Genomic DNA, 19,657 nt, shown 5'->3' on the forward strand with positions numbered 1-19,657 from the left:
CCCGCCTTGATGGAAGACTCTTATGTTGATTGACGATATCGATTTTGCCCGCCTCTACCAACAACAGCTCGCACTGGCAGGACGGAAAGAGAAACCGCCCGCCCACTGGGATGCCCGGGCGGAAAACATCGCCATCGTCGACGCCCCGGTTATCGACAGCTATCTGCAGCAGCTGCTGGCAAAAATCGATTTGCACGGCGCCAGCAGCCTGTTTGATATGGGCTGTGGGCCGGGTACCGTCTCGCTGGCGCTGGCCAGCCAGCTCGAAGAGATCTGCGGCGTCGATTACAGTCAGGGGATGCTGGAGGTCGCCGCCCGTCGGGCTACGGCGCAAGGCGTTCGCCACGCGGTCTGGCGCCAGCGGGCGTGGGAAGAGAGCTGGGAGGGGCTACCGCGCTGCGATATCGCCATCGCCTCCCGTTCCACCCTGGTGGCCGATTTGCGCGATGCGATGACGAAGCTCGATCGTCAGGCGCGGCTGCGGGTCTACACCACCCATTTGGTTAACCCGGGGTTTGCCTCGCCGACGATCCTGCGCGTGCTGGGACGAGACGGCGCGGCGCTGCCGAACTATATGTATGCCGTGAACGTGTTGTATCAAATGGGGATTAATGCCAGCGTCGACTTTATTTATGGCGACACTCAGGATAACAGCAGCTATCCGCTGTTTGAGCGCAACGTCGTGGCGGCGTTCGGCGCACTCAGCCCGGCCGAGCGGGAACGTCTCGCCCGCTGGTATCCGCAGCAAAACCCGGAGACAATTCAGGTTGACGCCCGGGACTGGGCGCTGATCGGCTGGAATTGCCGTCGCTGAACGCGTTATCCCCCACCTGAATTAGTAGGTAGCGGGTTTCCCTCTCTCCCCCTTCGGGCGCATGACGCGCCCCTTACGCAGCAACATCCTGATATTTATCGCGGTCTTTGCCAGCGAGCGCGACAAAAACGCGCTTGATCGCGAGAAAGCAAACGATAATAATTCGCATTACTTTTTTACGAAAGATGACACTTTCGTTTTTTATGCGTGGTGGCGTACAGGAGTACCAGGCTACGTCAACTCAGGATTATGTCATGACCGCTCGCGTCATCTTCAAACGCCCGGCGCTGCTGTACGCGCTGGCCACCGTCTTCCCGTTTGCCAGCCTGGCGGAAGAGACGGTTATCGTCACCGCGCAACCCATCGACTCTGCCATCTCGCCAACGCAGGGCTATAGCGCCAAAACCTCGGCCGGCGCGACCAAAACCGATCAGCCGTTGATTACCACCGCGCAATCGGTCTCCGTCATCACCCGTCAACAGATGGATGATCAGGGAGCCAATACCATCAGCCAGGCGCTGGAATACACTCCGGGGGTTTACTCCAGCTTCGGCGGCGGCGCAACCCGCTTTGATACGGTATCGCTACGCGGCTACCACGGCGGTGATGTTGATAACCTGTTTCTCGACGGCATGCGCCTGATGAGCGACGGCGGTAGCCACAACGTCCTGCAAATCGATCCGTGGTTTGTTGAACGGGTTGACGTCATCCGCGGCCCCTCTTCGGCGCTGTACGGTCAGAGCGTGCCGGGCGGGGTGGTGAATCTGACCTCCAAACGTCCGCAGTTTACCTCGGAAGGCCATTTCCGCCTCAGCGGCGGGACGCAGAACACCAAAGGGGCCGCCTTCGATTATACCGATGCCCTCAACGATCAATGGGCTTACCGGATTATCGGCATGACGCGCACCAGCGATACTCAGTACGATAACACCCGCGAAGAGCGCTACGCTATTTCGCCTTCCCTGCTCTGGCAACCGGATACTGACACCTCGCTGCTGCTGCGCGCCTACCTGCAAAAAGATCCGTCAGGCGGCTATCACGGTTCGCTGCCGCTGGAAGGCACCCGCTATGCCCACAACGGGCGTAAGCTCTCCACCAGCACCAACGAAGGCGATCCGTCAGACGGGTATCAGCGCCGCGAGCAGATCTACAGCTACGAGTTCACTCACCAGTTCAATGACGTCTGGTCGGCCTACTCCGCCGGAAGCTATACCCACACCAACGTATCGCTGGATCAGGTGTATCAGGTCGGCTGGATTGATGACAGCGATAGTCTGGCGCGCGGCTACAGCGGCTCGCGCGGTTCGCTGGATGCCTGGTCAACCGATAACCGCCTGCGCGCCGATTTCACCACCGGCGAACTGGCCCATACGCTGATTCTCGGTGGAGAATATCACCGTTTCCGCAACGATCTGTGGACCGGCGCCGGCAGCGCGTCGCCTCTCGATCCGTTCAGCGGCTATAGCGCGCAGACCGGACATACCGTGACCTACAGCGATAACAACAACCGCCGCTATTACCAGACCGGGATCTATCTGCAGGACGAAATGGTCTGGGCGCGCTGGCATCTGGATGTGTCCGGGCGTTACGACCGTATTGTTTCGCAGCAGGTCAGCGATACCTTCGGCACCTCCAGCCGCCGCTCCGATGACCATATCAGCGGCCGGGCATCGCTGCTGTATGCCCTGGAAAACGGCCTCTCGCCGTATCTGAGCTATAGCCAGGCGATTACCCCTGCGATGCTGCCGGGCGCCGACGGTACCCTGCTGAAACCCACCACTGCAGAACAGCTGGAAGCGGGGCTGAAGTTCCAGCCGCCGGGCTCCGCCGATATGTACAGCATCGCGGTCTACGATTTAACGCAAAAAGATGTGGCGACGCGCGATCCAAACATCGCCACCGCGACCTTTATTCCAGCAGGAAAAGTTCACTCTCAGGGCGTGGAGCTGGAGATGCGCAACCAGATTACGCCTGAGCTGAGCACCCTCGCCTCCTACACCTGGAACCGCCTGCGCTTCCAGGACACCAAAGATGGGACGAGCGACAATACGCCGCAGCTGACGCCGGATCAGATGGCCTCTTTCTGGGCGCGCTATCAGTTCCCGGCGGGGATCAGCGCCGGGGCTGGCGTACGCTATATCGGGAAACAGTGGGCGGATGACGCTAATACCGAGCGCCTGCCGTCGGTGACCTTACTGGATGCGATGGTGCGCGCCGATCTCGGCGTCTGGTCGCCGTCGTTGAAAGGGGCTTTTGTGCAGGTTAACGCCAATAACCTCAGCGACCGGGAGTATCTCTCCGGCTGCTACGGGACCGGCAACTGCTACTGGGGAGCCGAACGCAGCGTGACCGCTACCGTCGGCTACGACTTCTAAGGATTGTCTGAAAAACATTCCGCTCGCGCTGTGCTCTACGGATGACACCCGACGTGTCGCCCCGTGAAGCGCAGCGCGAGCAGAGGCGGCTACATGGCGTCCAGCGCCTGCTGCAGCTTCCAGATATAGCGCGGAGCCTGCGGAGCCGGATGTTTTTTCACCACGTGCTCAAAGAACTCATCGGCATCCAAATCGTTAATCTCGTCAATCGCATCCTGACGATTCGAGGAGAAGGTACGCAGGAGCGCCCCGGCGCCATTGGCGTAGGAGACCACCACCGCATAGCGCATCACCTGCGGATCTTTAATCCCGGCAAGCGGGCCATTCTCAAGGATACTCAGATAGGCCGCGCCCATCGAGATATTACGTTCGGGGTTTTTCAGCTCGCTGACCGACGGCTCGCCGCGCCAGCCCATGCGCCGGTAGACATCGCGCCCGGAAGTGGAAGGCTTCAGCTGCATCAGGCCCACTGCTCCGGATTTGCTGATAACCGTCGGGTTGCCACCGGATTCAATGGCGATAATCGCCGTCACCAGCTGCGGGTCAACGCCCCACGCCGCGCCGGCTTTTTCACTGATCGGCATCCACTGCATCGCCCGCTTAACCGGAACTTCAGCGTTCCACGGCGGGTTACGGTAATCCTGTTTTGAGCTACAACCGGCCAACAATACAACGATAAAAACACACCATCTCAATTTCACACATCTATCCTTATTGGCTGAAGTTTGCCGCCTGGAGATGACAATAATCGCTCCAGGCGGCATGATAACCCTTTCATTCTTAGCAAGGAATTGTCATGTCTCAGTTTTATCTGGTCGCCCCCTCAGGTTACTGCCTCAACCAGGAGGCAGCATACCGCGGCGTTCAACGTCTGCAGGAAGCCGGGCATCAGGTCCTGCACCAGGAGGTCATCCCTCGCCGCCAGCAGCGGTTTGCCGGAACTGAGCATGAGCGCCTGAATGATATTAACCAACTGGCGACCCTCGAAGGCGCTAACCGCATCGTGATGGCGGTACGCGGCGGCTACGGCGCCAGCCGCCTGCTGCCGCACATCGACTGGCAGGCCCTCGCTGCGCGCCAGCGGCAGAACCCGCTAATCATTTGCGGACACAGCGATTTTACAGCGATTCAGATGGGCCTGCTGGCAAAGGGTAGCATAATCACCTTCAGTGGTCCGATGCTGGCCGGTAACTTTGGCGCCGAAACCATGGACCCGTTTACCGAACACCACTTCTGGCAGGCGCTGCACAACCCGGAATTTACCCTCGAGTGGCAGGGCGAAGGCCCGGATTGCCGGGCCCAGGGAACTCTGTGGGGCGGCAATCTGGCGATGATAACCTCGCTGATTGGCACGCCGTGGCTGCCGCAAATCGCCAACGGCATTCTGGTGCTGGAAGATATTAACGAGCATCCGTTCCGCGTCGAACGGATGCTGCTGCAGCTGCTCAATAGTGGTATCCTCGCGAATCAGCGCGCCATCGTCCTCGGCAGCTTTACCGGCGCCCGACCTAACGATTACGACGCGGGCTATGATTTACCGCAGGTCCGTGATTATCTTCGCGCACAGCTCGCTGTTCCGCTCATCAGCGGGTTGGACTTCGGCCACGAGCAGCGGACCGTGACTCTGCCCCTCGGCGCGAATGCGCTGCTGGTGAACAACGCGGCCACCACCACCTTAACGCTCAGCGGGCATCCGGTACTGACAGAATAAAAACTTCCGTTACACATTTTCGGATACTCTGCAGATTGTTAAAATGATGTCACTTTCATAAAACCTTCACGCCAGTAAGGAGTACGTCAACTTTGGACGCCGGTGCGGTCATTAGTCTGTTTATTCTGGGTTCTGTATTAGTAACCTGTAGCATTTTATTGAGTTCCTTTTCCTCACGCCTTGGCATCCCGATTCTGGTTATTTTCCTTGCCATCGGTATGCTGGCCGGCGTCGATGGTATCGGCGGCATCCCTTTTGACAACTACCCTTTCGCCTACATGGTGAGTAACCTGGCGCTGGCGGTGATCCTGCTGGACGGCGGCATGCGCACCCAGGCGAGCTCGTTTCGCGTCGCGCTCTGGCCCGCCCTCTCACTGGCGACCGTTGGCGTGCTGATCACCTCCTGTCTGACCGGGATGATGGCCGCGTGGCTGTTCCATCTCGATCTTATCGAGGGGATGCTGATCGGCGCGATTGTCGGCTCCACCGACGCCGCGGCGGTCTTCTCGTTGCTCGGCGGCAAAGGGCTGAACGAACGCGTGGGCTCCACGCTGGAGATTGAATCCGGTAGCAATGATCCGATGGCGGTATTCCTGACCATTACCCTTATCGAGATGATTCAGCAGCATGAAACCGGCCTGAGCTGGATGTTTGCCGTGCATATCGTGCAGCAGTTCGGCCTCGGTATTGCGATTGGTCTCGGCGGCGGTTATCTGCTGTTGCAGATGATTAACCGTATCGTGCTCCCTGCGGGACTCTATCCGCTGCTGGCGCTGAGCGGCGGGATTATGATTTTTGCCGTCACCACGTCGCTGGACGGCAGCGGTATTCTGGCGGTGTATCTGTGCGGCTTCCTGCTCGGCAACCGGCCGATTCGCAACCGCCACGGGATCCTGCAGAACTTTGACGGGCTGGCGTGGCTGGCGCAAATCGCCATGTTCCTTGTGCTCGGTCTGCTGCTCACGCCGTCGGATCTGTGGCCTATCGCCATCCCGGCGCTGCTGCTGTCAATGTGGATGATTTTCGTCGCCCGCCCGCTGTCGGTCTTCGCCGGCCTGCTGCCATTTCGCGGCTTTAACCTGCGCGAACGGGTGTTTATCAGCTGGGTTGGCCTGCGCGGCGCGGTGCCGATTATTCTCGCCGTCTTCCCGATGATGGCGGGCCTTGACAACGCCCGCTTGTTCTTTAACGTCGCCTTCTTCGTGGTGCTGGTCTCGCTGCTGCTGCAGGGAACGTCCCTCTCCTGGGCGGCGAAAAAAGCCAAAGTGGTGGTTCCGCCGGTGGGCTGGCCCATCTCCCGCGTCGGGCTGGATATTCACCCGGAAAACCCCTGGGAGCAGTTTGTTTACCAGCTGAGCGCCGATAAATGGTGCGTCGGCGCGGCGCTGCGCGATCTGCACATGCCGCCGGAAACCCGCATTGCCGCCCTGTTCCGCGACAATGTTCTGCTGCACCCGACCGGCAGCACCCGCCTGCTCGAAGGCGATATTCTCTGCGTGATCGGCCGCGAGCACGACCTGCCGGCGCTGGGTAAAATGTTCAGCCAGTCGCCGCCGGTGGCGCTCGACCAGCGCTTCTTCGGCGACTTTATTCTCGACGCCAGCGCAAAATTCGCCGATGTGGCGCAAATTTACGGCCTTGACGGCGGAGAGGAGTTTCGCGAACGCCAGCAGTCGCTGGGGGACGTGATTCAGGACCTGCTCGGTGCCGCGCCGGTTGTCGGTGACCAGGTGGAGTTCGCCGGAATGCTGTGGACAGTGGCGGAGAAAGAGGAAGACCACGTGCTGAAGGTCGGGGTACGCGTGGCGGAAGACGAGGCGGAGTGATCCGCCTCTTGCTACTCTCGCTTCGGTGAATGGCACCGACGCATACAGACCCCAGAATCATCTCAACAAACGCGCATCGGCGGCCCTGAGGGCCGCGATGACGCAGGGAAACGCCCCCTGTTTCCTCACCTCTTTTACCCGAGAGCTTTCTCAGGAGATATACCGATGACGACTTACATGACTGTGTCTTCCATTGTCGCCGCAGCCGAAAGGGTTAGAGATACAGTCGTACGAACCCCCACGGTTTGGTCTCCGGGATTATCGGATATGCTGGGAAGAGCGGTTTTTCTTAAACTGGAGAATTTGCAGACCGGGGGTTCATTTAAAGCCAGGGGAGTGCTGAACCTGCTTTCCGCTTTTAGCGGCGAGCGGAAAGATTACCGCTTCGCTGCCGTCAGTGGCGGTAACTTTGGTATCGCAGTGGCAGAGGCTGCCAAAGCGCTCAATATCAACGTCACCGTCATCATGCCGGAAAATGCTCCGGCCTCATCCGTTGAAAAAATACGTCATTCCGGCGCCACGGTCATGATTGAAGAAAATGTCGACGCCGCCTTTGAACGGGCCAGAAACCTTTCACAACAGGGATATCATCTCATTGATGACTGTCGCGACACCCGTGTCGCGGAAGGATATGGCACTCTGGCGCTCGAACTGATTGCGGATTGCCCTTCTTTAACCGACGTGTTTGTTGCGGTCGGTGGCGGTGCCATGCTGGCTGGCGTGGGGACGGTGCTTAAATCCCACAACCCGCACATCCGCATCTGGGGAGTGGAAACGGTGGGCGCCAGTTCAATGTATCAGGCATTAAAAGCGGGCAAGCCTGTAAATGTCGATATCACCTCCGCCGTGTCAACGCTGGGTGTCCCGGTGATTGATCCGTTGATGCTGAAACACGCTCAGCGCTACCTTGAAGAGATAGTCATCGTGTCAGATAACGACGCCGTCTCAGGGATGATCACTTTTGCTGAGCAAGCCAGACAATGGGTGGAACCCGCCAGCGGGACGCTCATTCCTGCGGCCCATGCGGTTATCCCCAAACTTCCCAAAGATGCGGTCATTGGGCTCATCGTATGCGGGGGGAATATTAGCCAGCGGGAGATGAATATCTGGGCAAAAAATGCCGGGATTAATTAAATGCCAGCGTCCTGTGCCCCCTGCTTTTGGCTGGCAAAAATGGGCGATCGGCAGAGAGTACTGAAAGCGGCAAAGGGGCGGGTTCAAATTCCAGCGGAATTTTTACCCGCCGCCACCGGCAACTGAGGCCCGACAGACCTGCTCAAAAAGAATGGCTAATCCCACGCCGGCTCATGCGGCCTGAAGCGCCATTTCCCCCACGGTTAACGCAATCCGCCTGCTGAACATAAGCGGGCCTGCCCTTGTCCGATGCGACAGCCTCATGTATCAGGCGGTGCGCCATTTCCGGGTTAACGGTTTTTCGACCTCGACAATCAGGAACATCACAAATCCGATGACAAAAGTGATCACCCAATAGCGGAACGGCAGCGCGGTGGTACCAAACAGCATTTGCATAAACGGCGCGTAGATGATCAGCAGCTGCAGCGCCAGCAGGACGGCACTGACGATCCAGATTCCTCTGTTTGCCAGTAATCCTTTACTCAGAGAAAAGCCGTCGGCGACGCGGCAGTTGAGCATATAAAACCACTGGGCGGTCACCAACGTTTGCAGCAGGACGGTACGAATAAACTCCGGCGAATAGCCGCGTGGCTGGAGCCAGGCTTCCAGAACAAAGGCGCTCACGGCTATCATCGAACCCACAAAAATCACCCGCCAGATAGCGAAACCATCCATAACATGCAGTTTAGGATCGCGCGGCGGTCGCGCCATAATGTTCTTCTCGCCAGCCTCAAACGCCAGGCCGAACGACAGCGTGGCGGAGGTCGCCATGTTCATCCATAAGATCAGCACCGGGGTCAAAGGAATTAAGTTCCCCGCCAGCAGCGCAATAATGATTAATAACCCCTGCGCCAGGTTGGTCGGCATAATGAAAAGGATGGTTTTCTTCAGGTTATCGTACACCCGCCGCCCTTCTCTGACCGCGCTGGCGATGGTGGCGAAGTTATCATCCGTCAGCACCATATCGGCCGCCTCTTTGGTCACCTCGGTTCCCTTGATGCCCATGGCGATCCCGACATCAGCCTGCTTCAGCGCCGGAGCATCGTTCACCCCGTCGCCGGTCATCCCCACCACCTCTTTTTTACTCTGCAACGCCTGCACCAGACGGAATTTATCTTCCGGGCTGGTACGGGCGAAAATGTCAAATTTCTGCGCCGCTTCGCTGAGCTGCTGGTCGTCCATCACCTCCAGCTCACGCCCGGTGATGGCATTGCCGGCATTGCCAATGCCAAGCATTTTGCCGATACTCATCGCGGTTTGCGGGTGATCGCCAGTGATCATTTTCACCCGAATGCCCGCCTGCAGGCAGTCGCCAATCGCCGTAATCGCTTCCGGACGCGGCGGGTCCATCATCCCGGCAATGCCGAGGAGGATAACCCCCTGCTGCAGATCCTGATGGGTCAGCTCGCTTTGCCCGCTGGCCGCCGGTTTCCACGCCGCCGCGACCATTCGCAACCCTTCCCGCGCGTACTCTTCGATTTTCGCTTCCCAGTAGGGCTGATTCAGCGGCTGCAGGCCATCCTCCGTCTGCTGCTGCTGACAAAGCCGGAACAGCACATCCGGGGCGCCGGTGATTAAGATCATCTCTTCATTACCGATCCGATAGAGCGTCGACATATATTTATATTGCGAATCGAAAGGGATTTTGCTGCGCAATTCGGTGGCCACAGTCGGCAGCGCGACTTTCGCCGCCAGCACTTTCAGCGCCCCTTCCGTTGGACCGCCGGTAATTTTCCATAACCCGCTTTCATCCTTGATAAGCTGGCTGTCATTACATAAATCAATGGTCCTCAAATAGCGCTCAAGCAGCGTACCGGGGGCCACCACAACCGGCCCAGCGCCATCTACCGGGTGAATATTCCCGATCGGTTCATAGCTATCGCCTTCTACCCGATAGACGGTATCCGCCGTAATGACGGCTTTTACCGTCATCTCGTTCATGGTCAGCGTTCCGGTTTTATCCGAGCAGATCACCGTCATCGCCCCGAGGGTCTCAACGGTCGGCAGCTTGCGGATAATCGCCTTCTGCCGCGCCATGGTCTGCACGCCCAAAGAGAGAATGATCGAGATGATCGCCGGCAAACCTTCCGGCACCGACGCCACCGCAAGGCTAATCAGCGAGAGCATCAGCTCTGAAACCGGCATATCGCGAAACAGCAGGCTGAAGACGAACAGCGCGGCCATCATCACCAGGATGATAATAAAGATGGCTTTGCCGAGCTTATCCATCTGTACCAGCAGCGGCGTACGGTGCTTTTCAATATCCGCCATCATCTGGTTGATATGGCCCAGTTCGGTATCCCCGCCGGTCGCCACCACCAGACCTTTCCCGCCGCCGGAACTGACCGTGGTCCCCGAAAACAGCAGGTTCGTGCGATCGCCGAGGGGAAGCTCGCCGCTCAGCGCCTCGGTGTTTTTTTCCACGACCGTCGACTCACCGGTGAGAATCGCCTCTTCCACACGCAGATTGTGGGCTTCAATAACCCGCAGGTCGGCAGGGATTCGGTCACCTGCCCGGATCACCACAATGTCACCCGGCACCAGCGCGGTGGTCGCCACCGTTTCATGGTTCCCCTGACGAATCACCACCGCTTCGCTGGAAAGCATATTGCGAATGCTCTGCAGCGATTTTTCCGCATTACTTTCCTGGATATGGCCAATCAGGGCATTGATCACCGCGACGCCGAGGATCACCAGGGTATCGACCCAGTGCCCCATGACCGCAGTCAGCAGCGCGGCTGCCAGCAGGACGTAGATCAGGACATCGTTGAAATGGGCGAGGAAGCGGAGCCAGGCGGGTTTGCCCGGCTTTTGGGGTAGCGCATTCTCACCGTACTGCTGGAGTCGCGAGGCCGCTTCTGCGCTGCTAATACCTTCGGAGGAACTGTTGGTGCTGGTCAGGGTTTCATCGACGGAGAGCTTGTAGAACGGGCCAGCCGGTTTGTCTGTACTCATAGTTATCTCCTCACTCCTGTAACGGAAATCAGAACAGCATCAGGCCGCCCCTAACGCACAACGAAAACCGGAACGTGGGCATAACGCACGATGCTTGCCGCCTCGGAACCCAGCAAGTGGGTCTGAATATTGGGGTTACGCGAGCCAATAATCACCACATCCGCCTGCAGTTCGTCGGCCAGTTTGATCACCTCATCACGAATATTGCCGCTGCGGACATGAATATGGATGTCACTTTCCGGCAAGGTGGACTTTTTGGCCAGCTCAGCCAGTTTTTCCTCTGAGTTTTTAACCAGATAGTCTTCCATTTTTCGTGCATCAGAAATAAATCCGCGCGTTAGCGCTGGGGAAAACAGAGGGTTTACGTGCACTAAATGAATTTTCCCGGAAGCGCTTTGCGCGAGAAACTGAGCATGGGATAACGCTTTGTCGGCGAGACCAATTTCAAAGACATCAACCGGGACCAGGATATTTTTATACATAGAGACAATCCTTTTATTACCAATAGAATAGTTGGCGATTAACGCCTGACGTGTCGTATTGAGGAAATAATCTCAGAAACAAAAGCTGGCACAAAAGTCGGTATAATTAAACGTAGCACAGGACGGTTAACATGATTAAGCCACCGGTTATTATATTGAAAAATATCACAGAGCCCGCCCACCTCAGACAAATCGGCTGGAAACAGCGCTAAAACTTCGACATAAGGACAATTTTTACTCTTTTTAACATTTCCGCTTTTCTACGACTATGCTCATAATCAGGAGCTATAGTACTTCCAAAAATCACCCCATAATTAGTCATGTGAGAATTTACTTACTATATATCCAGTACTAAAGGAGGCGCGATGTTTGGCTATAGTCTGGTTCGTCTGAGCCTGTTTATCGCCCTGGCAATCATTGCCTGTACGGCGACAGGTTTATTCACTTATGTCGTTGTCTCCGCGTTGGCTGAATAATCATGGCGCTTGTAACAAACATGTAAAATAAATCTATTCACACTGAGGGGAATACAGTGAAGCGTTATTTTTCTCTCATTCCTGTTGTTATTTTAATAACAACAGCTTGCGATCAGAAAGCACCCCAGGTCACGCCACTACCGCGGATGGTTAAAGCGGTGGAGGTAACCGCCGTCGGTGATTCACAGCAACGTATTTTTCCTGCGCGCATCGAATCCGGGGACTCTACGGATCTGTCTTTTAAACGCGGTGGCCAGGTTGAATCGCTCGACGTTCGCCAGGGGGCGAACATTACGCAAGGACAGGTCCTCGCCCGCCTGAACGCGCGGGAAGCCCAACAGCGCTTCAATGAACGACAAACTGCCGCCACGCTCGCGCAGCGGCAGTTCGATCGCTTCCAGACCCTGGCCGGCCGCCAGGCTATTTCGAAAGCTGAAATGGACATCCAGCGCGCCAGCCGCGACTCGGCAAATGCCGCGCTGAAAATTGCCCGCGAAGAGCTCGACCAGATGACGCTAAACGCGCCGTTTAGCGGGGTAGCGGCCAGCGTGCCGGTCCGCAATCACCAGGTGGTCGCCGCCGGCCAGACCATTGTGACCCTGACGCGTAGCGATATCCTTGATGTGGTCTTCAGTATTCCGGAAAACCTGTTTAGCGCCTTTGATATTCGCAACGCCCAGTACCGCCCGATAGTGAAAATCAACGCCCTGCCGGAGCGCCAGTTCACCGCCCAGTACAAAGAGCATTCCGGCAGCAGCGACAATCATACCCTGACGTGGCAGGTGATTTTGACCATGCCGCGTCCGGCTGATTTCCCTGCGGTGGGCGGCGTCAGCGGAACCGTGACGGTGAATCTGGCAAATCTGCCCGCCAACGCGGGTCGTGAGGCGCTGGTGGTGCCGGTTGAGGCGGTGTTCAATCCCGATAATCATCCGCGCAATGAGCCGCACGTGTGGGTAATTAAAGGCGATGGAGAACAGCTGCATCTTGAAGATCGCAAAGTGAGTGTCGGGCAGGTAACCACCCAGGGTGTGGTCATTACCGACGGGCTCAGCGCCGGCGAGCGCGTTGTGGCGGCTGGCGTAAGCGAACTGCATGCCCAACAGCCGGTTCGAATCTGGACGCGTGAACGAGGCCTGTAATGGATATCTCTCGCCAGTTTATTAATAATCCCGTTCGCGTCTGGTTAACTATTCTGCTGCTGGGCATTGGCGGTATTTTTGCCCTGCTCAATATCGGCCGTCTGGAAGATCCGGCCTTTACCATTAAAACGGCGGTGGTCATTACCCACTATCCTGGCGCATCGGCGCAACAGGTCGAAGAAGAGGTCACCCTTCCGCTGGAAAATGCCCTGCAACAGTTGCCCTATCTGGATAACGTCAGCTCTATTTCGTCCAACGGACTCTCGCAGATTACGGTGAACATCGCCTCGAATTACCACTCCAATGAGCTGCCGCAAATCTGGGATGAGCTGCGGCGCAGGGTGGGCGATGCGGCCCGCCTCTTCCCGCCAGGCGTGGTTTCCCCCTTCGTCAACGATGATTTCGGCGACGTGTTTGGCTTCTTCTTTGCCATTTCCGGCGACAGTTTTAGCAATCCGGAGCTGGTCCGCTATGCCGAGCAGCTGCGTCGGGAGCTGGTGCTGGTGCCCGGCGTCGGCAAGGTCGCCATCGGCGGCGCGATCCCTCAGCAAATTAACATTGATATCTCGCTGCCTAAAATGGCGGCCCGCGGCATTACCCTTAATCAGCTTTCCGCTCTTCTCAGTCGCCTGAACGTCGTTTCCAGCGCCGGGGAGATAAAATCCGGCAGCGAGTCCATTCGCCTGCATCCCACCGGGGAATTTGACAATATCGACGAACTGGGCGACCTGCCGATCAACCCGCATGGCACGGGAGCGGCGACCCGGCTGCGGGATATTGCGACGATCTCGCGCGGGTTGAGCGAATCCCCGTCCAGCATCTACCACGCCAACGGCCGCCAGGCGGTGACGATGGGCGTCTCGTTTATTCCCGGCGTCAACGTCATCGATGTTGGCCACGCGCTGGAGGCTAAACTGGCGCAAATGTCGGCGGAAAAACCCGCCGGGATTCACCTCGATCTGTTCTACGATCAGGCGGCTGAAGTTGGCCACTCGGTTAACGGCTTTATCACTAATTTCTTAATGGCGCTGGCCATTGTTGTCGGCGTGCTGCTGATCTTTATGGGCGTGCGCAGCGGTATTATTATTGCGTTCTCGCTGGCCCTCAACGTGCTGGGCACGCTGCTGATTATGTACCTGTGGGGTATTGAGCTACAGCGGATTTCGCTGGGGGCGCTCATTATCGCCCTCAGTATGCTGGTCGATAATGCTATCGTGATTGTCGAAGGGGTGCTGATTGCCCGCCAGCAGGGGTCAACGCTGCTGACCGCCATCAACTACGTTATCCGCCGTTCCGCCCTGCCCCTGCTGGGAGCAACGGTGATTGCGATCCTCGCCTTCGCACCTATCGGCCTGTCGCAGGACTCGACGGGGGAATATTGTAAATCGCTGTTCCAGGTACTGTTAATCTCCCTGATGCTCAGCTGGTTCTCGGCGCTCACCATTACCCCGGTGCTGATCAAATGGTGGCTGTTTAAAGGCGCGGCATCCCCGGCGCCGGCCGCTGAGACCGATCCTTACCGCGGGCGCTTCTACCGCAGCTACCAGCGGATCCTCAACGCCCTGTTGCGGCAAAAAACCGTCACCCTCGTGGTGATGGCTGCGCTGCTGGCTGGCGCAGTCTGGGGATTTGGCTCGGTGCGGCAGAACTTTTTCCCGTCATCCAATACGCCGATCTTCTTTGTGGATCTGTGGCTGCCCTACGGCACCGACATTGCCGCCACGGAAAAAATGGCCAGCGATATCGAAACCGCGATTAACGGCCAGCCCGGCGTCGTCACCACCGTGGCCACCGTCGGTCAGGGCAGCATGCGCTTTATCCTCACCTATAGCGGCCAGCGGCAGTACAGCAACTATGCGCAGATCATGGTTCGCATGGACGACCGGCGCAGCATTGACGCCCTCACTCGTCACGTGGATGCCTATATTGCGCGTTACTATCCGCAGGTGAACGCCAGCAGCAAGCGGGTGATGTTTGGTCCGTCCGGCGACAGCGCAATCGAGGTACGGATTAAAGGCCCCGATCCCGACAGATTGCGGCTGATAGCCAGCCAGGTAAGCACGATCCTCACGGCAGATCCGGCCGTCGGCAGCGTGCGTAACGACTGGCAAAACCGCAGTAAAACGATCCGCCCGCAGTATTCCCCTACCCTGGGGCGCGAGCTGGGGGTGGATAAGCAAGATATCGACAGTGCGCTGCAGATGAATTTCAGCGGTAGCCGCGCCGGGCTGTATCGCGAAGGCGCCGATCTGCTGCCGGTGGTGGTGCGCCCGCCGGCCGCCGAACGTCAGGATGCTAATCATCTGCAAAACGTGCTGGTGTGGAGCCAAAGCCGTCAGCAGTACATTCCGCTAAGCAACGTCGTCAGCGGCTTTAACCTCGAATGGGAAGACCCGTTAATTCTGCGCCGCGACCGCAGCCGCGTGCTCACGGTGATGACCGACCCCGACCCGCTGAGCAATCAAACCTCAGGCGATATTCTGGCGCGGGTCCAGCCGCAGATTGACGCGCTCAGCCTGCCGCACGGTTACAGCATTGAGTGGGGAGGCGATGCCGAGAACTCCAGCGAAGCGCAGCAGGGGCTGTTCACCACCCTGCCATTGGGTTATCTGGTGATGTTCGTCATCACCGTGTTGATGTTCAGCTCGCTGAAGAATGCCATTGCCATCTGGCTGACCGTACCGCTGGCGCTGATCGGCGTGACGCCGGGATTTTTAATTACCGGCATCCCTTTTGGTTTTATGGCGCTTATCGGTCTACTGAGCCTGAGCGGAATGCTTATCCGTAACGGTATCGTGCTGGTTGAAGAGATTGAACAACAAAAACAGGAAAAACCGCAGCACGAGGCGATTATCTATGCGGCAACCTCGCGCTTACGCCCGATACTGCTCACGGCCTTCACCACCGTGCTCGGGCTGGCGCCGCTGCTGCTGGACGTCTTCTTCCAGAGTATGGCGGTGGTTATCATGTTCGGGCTGGGTTTTGCGACCCTTCTGACGCTCCTGGTTCTTCCGGTTATTTACGCCTGTTTCCACCCTAAGGATATGCGGCAACCACAATGAACACCACCGGGTTAAATATTATTAAAACGCTGGGATGCATGACGGCGGTCACCTTCTTTACCATCTATAACACCTGGGATCGGTATGATTACGATTATCACTGGATCCTCGGCTTTCTGACGTTTATCTCAACCATCGCCACGCCGCTGTTTTTTGTGGTGGCCGGCTATCTCGATGCTCAGTCCCGGCATAGCGCGAGCTGGCAGATGGGGAAAATTAAAAGCGTGGTGATCGTCTTTCTTTTCTGGATGACGATTTACTACCTCTGGGAGCCCTATCAGCGCGGCTATCTTATCCAGCCGTGGTTTGTCTTCGCCTTTATTGTGATTTATACCTTCCACCCGCTGATCGAGTGGCTAAGCCAGCGAAGAAGGCTCTTCTTCGGCGTGGTGTTTGTATTACTGCTTTTCTCCTATGGTTACGACCTGCTGGCGGCCCTCTATCCCAACGTGCATGCGCTGACCCTGGCGCCGCAGTATCGCCTGTGGACCTGGCTGTTGTTTTATTTAACCGGTCAGCTGTTTAGCGACCCGCTGGTCGTGCGCTGGCTTAATCGCGATAACGTCGTCAAAGCCGCGATGTTTGCTATCCCCTTTATTTATCTTTTCACCTGGTTTTACGAGCGCCATTTCTTTTTCGCCCTGTTCAAGGCCGACAGAAATGCGTTCATTCTCACCGGTTCGCAAATTTATATTCTGGTGGTCGCGCTGGTCATTGCGGCCAACGGCGTGCGTTTTCGCAAAAACAGCGAGTTTAAAGAGAGTATTCTGGCGGCAATCAGCAAAACGATGACCGGGGTTTATATTCTCCATTACTCAATTTTTCATCTCCTGAGCACCCTTATCCCAATCGGTTCGCTGACCACAAAATTAATGCTGATTGCCCTGACGTTTATCGTCTCGGTATTGATTTCCATGCTGGCGTTATCCCACTCCATCACTAAAAAAGTGATCACCCTTTAAATCACCGGCGCCCAGCTGACCCGGGTTTAAAAACCATAGCGGAGCCAGGCAAACAGGACATTGCCGTTATTGTAGGTGCCGGGAATATAGGTGAACTGTACGCTAAGCCGCTGATAGCTCGCGGAAAATAAGGGGAGAATAATCGGTAAGGGGACATAATTAGCAAAATCATCACGGGCGGTGATCCCGGCGGTCACGCCAAGACCAAGGCGGAAATCCTGGCGGCTATCCAGATACCAGCCCTTCTCCCAGCCGTAGCCGACGATCGGCTGCCATTTGTTATGCGAATCCTTAAACATCATGGCATACAGCGAACTCCAGTCGCCATCATCGTGATAGCGAGAGACGCCGAAGCCGCCGCCCCAGGGCATCTCATTGTAGTTATCCGTTTTCTCTTTATCGTAGGTTAAGCGGTTGTGCCAGCTAAGAAACGGCAGATAGAGGTCATAATTTTGCGGCTGATTCCAGGTTTGCGAAACATCGTTTTTGAGCCAGTTCCACCAGCCGCTGATGCGCTGTTCGCCGTAAACATGGTCTTCAGCCTGTACCGCCGTGGCGAAAATAATCAGGGTTGCCCACACTATCAGCCGACAATGTTGCATAGGTTTTTCCTTAAAAAATCACCGGTAACGATTCAGTCCGGGAATAATAAACGCGCTTTGCCAATATCACCGCCGCTAATTTGCTGGTCACAGGCGTCCCTGATGACAGGGCTATAGTAGCCGGCAAGGCGCTCCCCCAGAGCGATAAATCCTACCATTTCTGAATCAGGACATTCTCACGACGCTCATTGAATCTGGCGTATGCGCCGGTCGGGAAATCAAAGGATGTCCTCGCATTATAATCCCGATTCAGGGAGAAGGCGGGACAGCGCCGCGAATATGTTGCTGAATACGCTCCATCATAAATGGGAAAAACGGGTTGGAGGTGACGCGCATCAGCGTATCCAGCCCTACGCTGAGGGTTGAGGTCTCTCCGCGTAGCGAAATGGTGCCGATACTAATGCCGTAAAGGTTCTTCTCCGTCGGCTCGCGACCGTACAGGGAGTCGGTCATCGGGAATGGCACCGCGACGTGCGAGAGCGAATACATATCCTGCGGCCACGCCATGTTCAGCCGCGTCACCTGCTCCTCTTGCGCGCCTGCTGGCGTGGTACGAGCGACGGTATCATACGTGGTGGGCGAGGCATTGGTAATCACCGTCGTGCGATAGCGCCGCGGCGCTGGCGGCAATAGCGTGCTGAGCGCAGAGTAGACCGCGGGTCGAAACAGCGCGCGCAAATTCGCCGCCTGGTTGATATCAAAAATCACCAGTTCACTGCCGTTTTCCGGCAAATAGCGATACAGCGAATCCACCACGGCCCTGGTGCTGACGGTGGAGTCCATCACCGACTGAAAAGTCAGCACCGGAGCAAGCGCCGCGAGCCGCTGGCTGCGGGAATCCTGGACAATTTTCTCCTGCAGCGCCTGGGTTAACAGCCACGACTGTCGGGCCGCCTTCACCGGAAAGGAATTGTATTTATAAGGATTAAACTCAGGGACCACGTTCAGCCATGCCGCCCGCGCAAAAGCAGGAAACACCGCCGGTAACCCCGTCAGCCCGGCAAAGCGGGCAAAAGCGGTCACCCCAATCATCGGCGACAGCAGGACTATCTGCTGCGGCTGAGACAAGGTCTTATCATCCAGCGCGTCGAGCGCATATTTCAGCGCCAGCGCGCCGCCGTTGGAATAGCCGATAACATGCAGCGGGACGTTCGCCCCGGCCAGTCGGGTCGCTTCGCGTACCGCCAGTCGCGTTGTCGCCATCCACTGTTGCCAGTCAACGGCGGTCAGCGAACCCGGCGCAGTACCATGCCCCGGCAGCCTCGGCACAACGGCAACGAACCCCTGCTGCTGGTAGGCCTTTGCCAGATAGCGCACGCTGTACGGCGAGTCCGTCAAGCCATGAAGTAACACCGCGGCGCCGCGCGGTGTCCCCTCCGGCAGCAGCACAAAGGAGCGATTCCAGTCAGGCTGAAACTGTTGCGGGTAGACCTGGCTTTGGGCATAAAACCGATTAAGCGGCGTTTTTTGATCGTCAGGAAGCGTATTGGTCAGCTGAATTTTCATCTCGTGAAAAATCGCTTTTTCTCGCGCCAGATAGCCCGCGAAGGTCGAGCGGTCAATCTCCGCTGTCGACATTTCATCAGCAGACCAGGTATGCCACGGATGTAGTGCTGGTCCACGCTGCGTTTCGTAAATACGCCCGGCAATAAAAACGGTAATAACGATAAGCAGGCCAATGGCTATTTTTTTCCCCAGCGAGGCCACTTTTAAACCAGCTTTAATCAGGGGGCGGGTAAATCTCATCATTGGCATCTCGCTGTCCGTGTTGGGTTCTGTACATGACGACCGTTGGCTCGCTGGGGCATTGTAGTCAGGTGCTGGACGTTGTTTCCAGAAGTAGTCGGTTGCTGATTTTTACCGTCTGCGCTGAAGACGGCAGTCAATTACCGCGCCACAAGCGGGAGTGTCGGGATGGATATCGCCAATTCGGTCTGCCATGCGTCCGGACGTTTGAGGGCTCAATCCCGTGGAACAGGCATCTCTCGGTTTGATGTCCGTCATGTTATCCGCCCGTTCGGGCCATCCACGCCTCTGGCGATGGCAGCCTGCGTTAAGCAGATCGTAGCAGGCAACGGAATCGAATCAAGAAGCCAGGCAGGCACGCTGTATTGCT

The 19,657-nt window shown here is 57.1% G+C and carries 12 protein-coding genes and 2 pseudogenes; 8 read left to right on the top strand and 6 right to left on the bottom strand.

Translation table 11 applies throughout. The features are described from left to right. Positions 1-22: 22 nt before the first annotated feature. Positions 23-814 (top strand): methyltransferase domain-containing protein, encoded by a 792-nt coding sequence (locus tag BV390_RS00275; RefSeq protein WP_032695256.1) that lies wholly within the window; start codon positions 23-25, stop codon positions 812-814. Between the two features lie 254 nt (positions 815-1,068). Next, positions 1,069-3,189, top strand: a complete 2,121-nt coding sequence (locus BV390_RS00280; protein WP_032695257.1) for a TonB-dependent siderophore receptor — start codon at positions 1,069-1,071, stop codon at positions 3,187-3,189. Positions 3,190-3,278: 89 nt separating this feature from the next. Here the strand turns inward: BV390_RS00280 and emtA are convergent, their stop codons facing one another. Continuing rightward, a complete protein-coding gene (emtA, locus tag BV390_RS00285) occupies positions 3,279-3,890 on the bottom strand; it encodes a membrane-bound lytic murein transglycosylase EmtA (RefSeq protein ID WP_032687024.1) in 612 nt (203 codons plus the stop codon). Between the two features lie 95 nt (positions 3,891-3,985). Between emtA and ldcA the strand changes: the two genes are divergently transcribed. After that, positions 3,986-4,900 (top strand): muramoyltetrapeptide carboxypeptidase, encoded by a 915-nt coding sequence (gene ldcA, locus BV390_RS00290; RefSeq protein ID WP_085396348.1) that lies wholly within the window; start codon positions 3,986-3,988, stop codon positions 4,898-4,900. 92 nt (positions 4,901-4,992) lie between these two features. After that, positions 4,993-6,708, top strand: a pseudogene (locus BV390_RS00295) (potassium/proton antiporter); the annotation flags it as partial. On the opposite strand, the pseudogene BV390_RS32055 reads toward BV390_RS00295, so the two are convergent. Further along, a pseudogene (locus BV390_RS32055) lies at positions 6,664-6,762 on the bottom strand (hypothetical protein); the annotation flags it as partial. The pseudogenes BV390_RS00295 and BV390_RS32055 sit on opposite strands and share 45 nt — an antisense overlap. Before the next feature lie 129 nt (positions 6,763-6,891). Here BV390_RS32055 and BV390_RS00300 point away from each other — a divergent pair. Continuing rightward, positions 6,892-7,860: a threonine ammonia-lyase gene (locus BV390_RS00300; protein WP_085396349.1), complete on the top strand. Its 969-nt coding sequence runs from the start codon at positions 6,892-6,894 to the stop codon at positions 7,858-7,860. A gap of 267 nt (positions 7,861-8,127) precedes the next feature. Here BV390_RS00300 and BV390_RS00305 read toward each other — a convergent pair whose 3' ends face one another. Together BV390_RS00305 and BV390_RS00310 are read right to left on the bottom strand one after the other, a co-directional pair. Continuing rightward, a complete protein-coding gene (locus BV390_RS00305) occupies positions 8,128-10,815 on the bottom strand; it encodes a cation-transporting P-type ATPase (RefSeq protein WP_032695260.1) in 2,688 nt (895 codons plus the stop codon). A gap of 50 nt (positions 10,816-10,865) precedes the next feature. Further along, a complete protein-coding gene (locus BV390_RS00310; protein ID WP_032695261.1) occupies positions 10,866-11,297 on the bottom strand; it encodes a universal stress protein in 432 nt (143 codons plus the stop codon). A gap of 532 nt (positions 11,298-11,829) precedes the next feature. On the opposite strand from BV390_RS00310, the gene BV390_RS00315 reads away from it, so the two are divergent. From BV390_RS00315 to BV390_RS00325, 3 genes are read left to right on the top strand one after another with little or no spacing between them, the layout of a single operon-like run. Then, entirely contained in the window at positions 11,830-12,915 is a 1,086-nt protein-coding gene (locus BV390_RS00315) for an efflux RND transporter periplasmic adaptor subunit (RefSeq protein WP_085396350.1), read from the top strand. After that, positions 12,915-15,977: an efflux RND transporter permease subunit gene (locus BV390_RS00320; protein ID WP_032695263.1), complete on the top strand. Its 3,063-nt coding sequence runs from the start codon at positions 12,915-12,917 to the stop codon at positions 15,975-15,977. The genes BV390_RS00315 and BV390_RS00320 overlap by 1 nt, the downstream gene beginning before the upstream one ends. Positions 15,978-16,015: 38 nt before the next feature. Then, a complete protein-coding gene (locus BV390_RS00325; protein ID WP_162180085.1) occupies positions 16,016-16,939 on the top strand; it encodes an acyltransferase in 924 nt (307 codons plus the stop codon). A 26-nt stretch (positions 16,940-16,965) separates the two neighbouring features. Here BV390_RS00325 and pagP read toward each other — a convergent pair whose 3' ends face one another. Both pagP and BV390_RS00335 read right to left on the bottom strand, forming a co-directional pair. After that, complete coding sequence (pagP, locus tag BV390_RS00330; RefSeq protein ID WP_032695265.1) at positions 16,966-17,541, bottom strand: lipid IV(A) palmitoyltransferase PagP; 576 nt, start codon at positions 17,539-17,541, stop codon at positions 16,966-16,968. A gap of 249 nt (positions 17,542-17,790) precedes the next feature. Beyond that, positions 17,791-19,290, bottom strand: a complete 1,500-nt coding sequence (locus tag BV390_RS00335) for an alpha/beta hydrolase (RefSeq protein WP_369804280.1) — start codon at positions 19,288-19,290, stop codon at positions 17,791-17,793. Between the last annotated feature and the right edge of the window lie 367 nt (positions 19,291-19,657).

Origin of the sequence: Klebsiella sp. YJ, assembly GCF_002108615.1 — a bacterium.
Classification (GTDB): domain Bacteria; phylum Pseudomonadota; class Gammaproteobacteria; order Enterobacterales; family Enterobacteriaceae; genus Klebsiella; species Klebsiella planticola.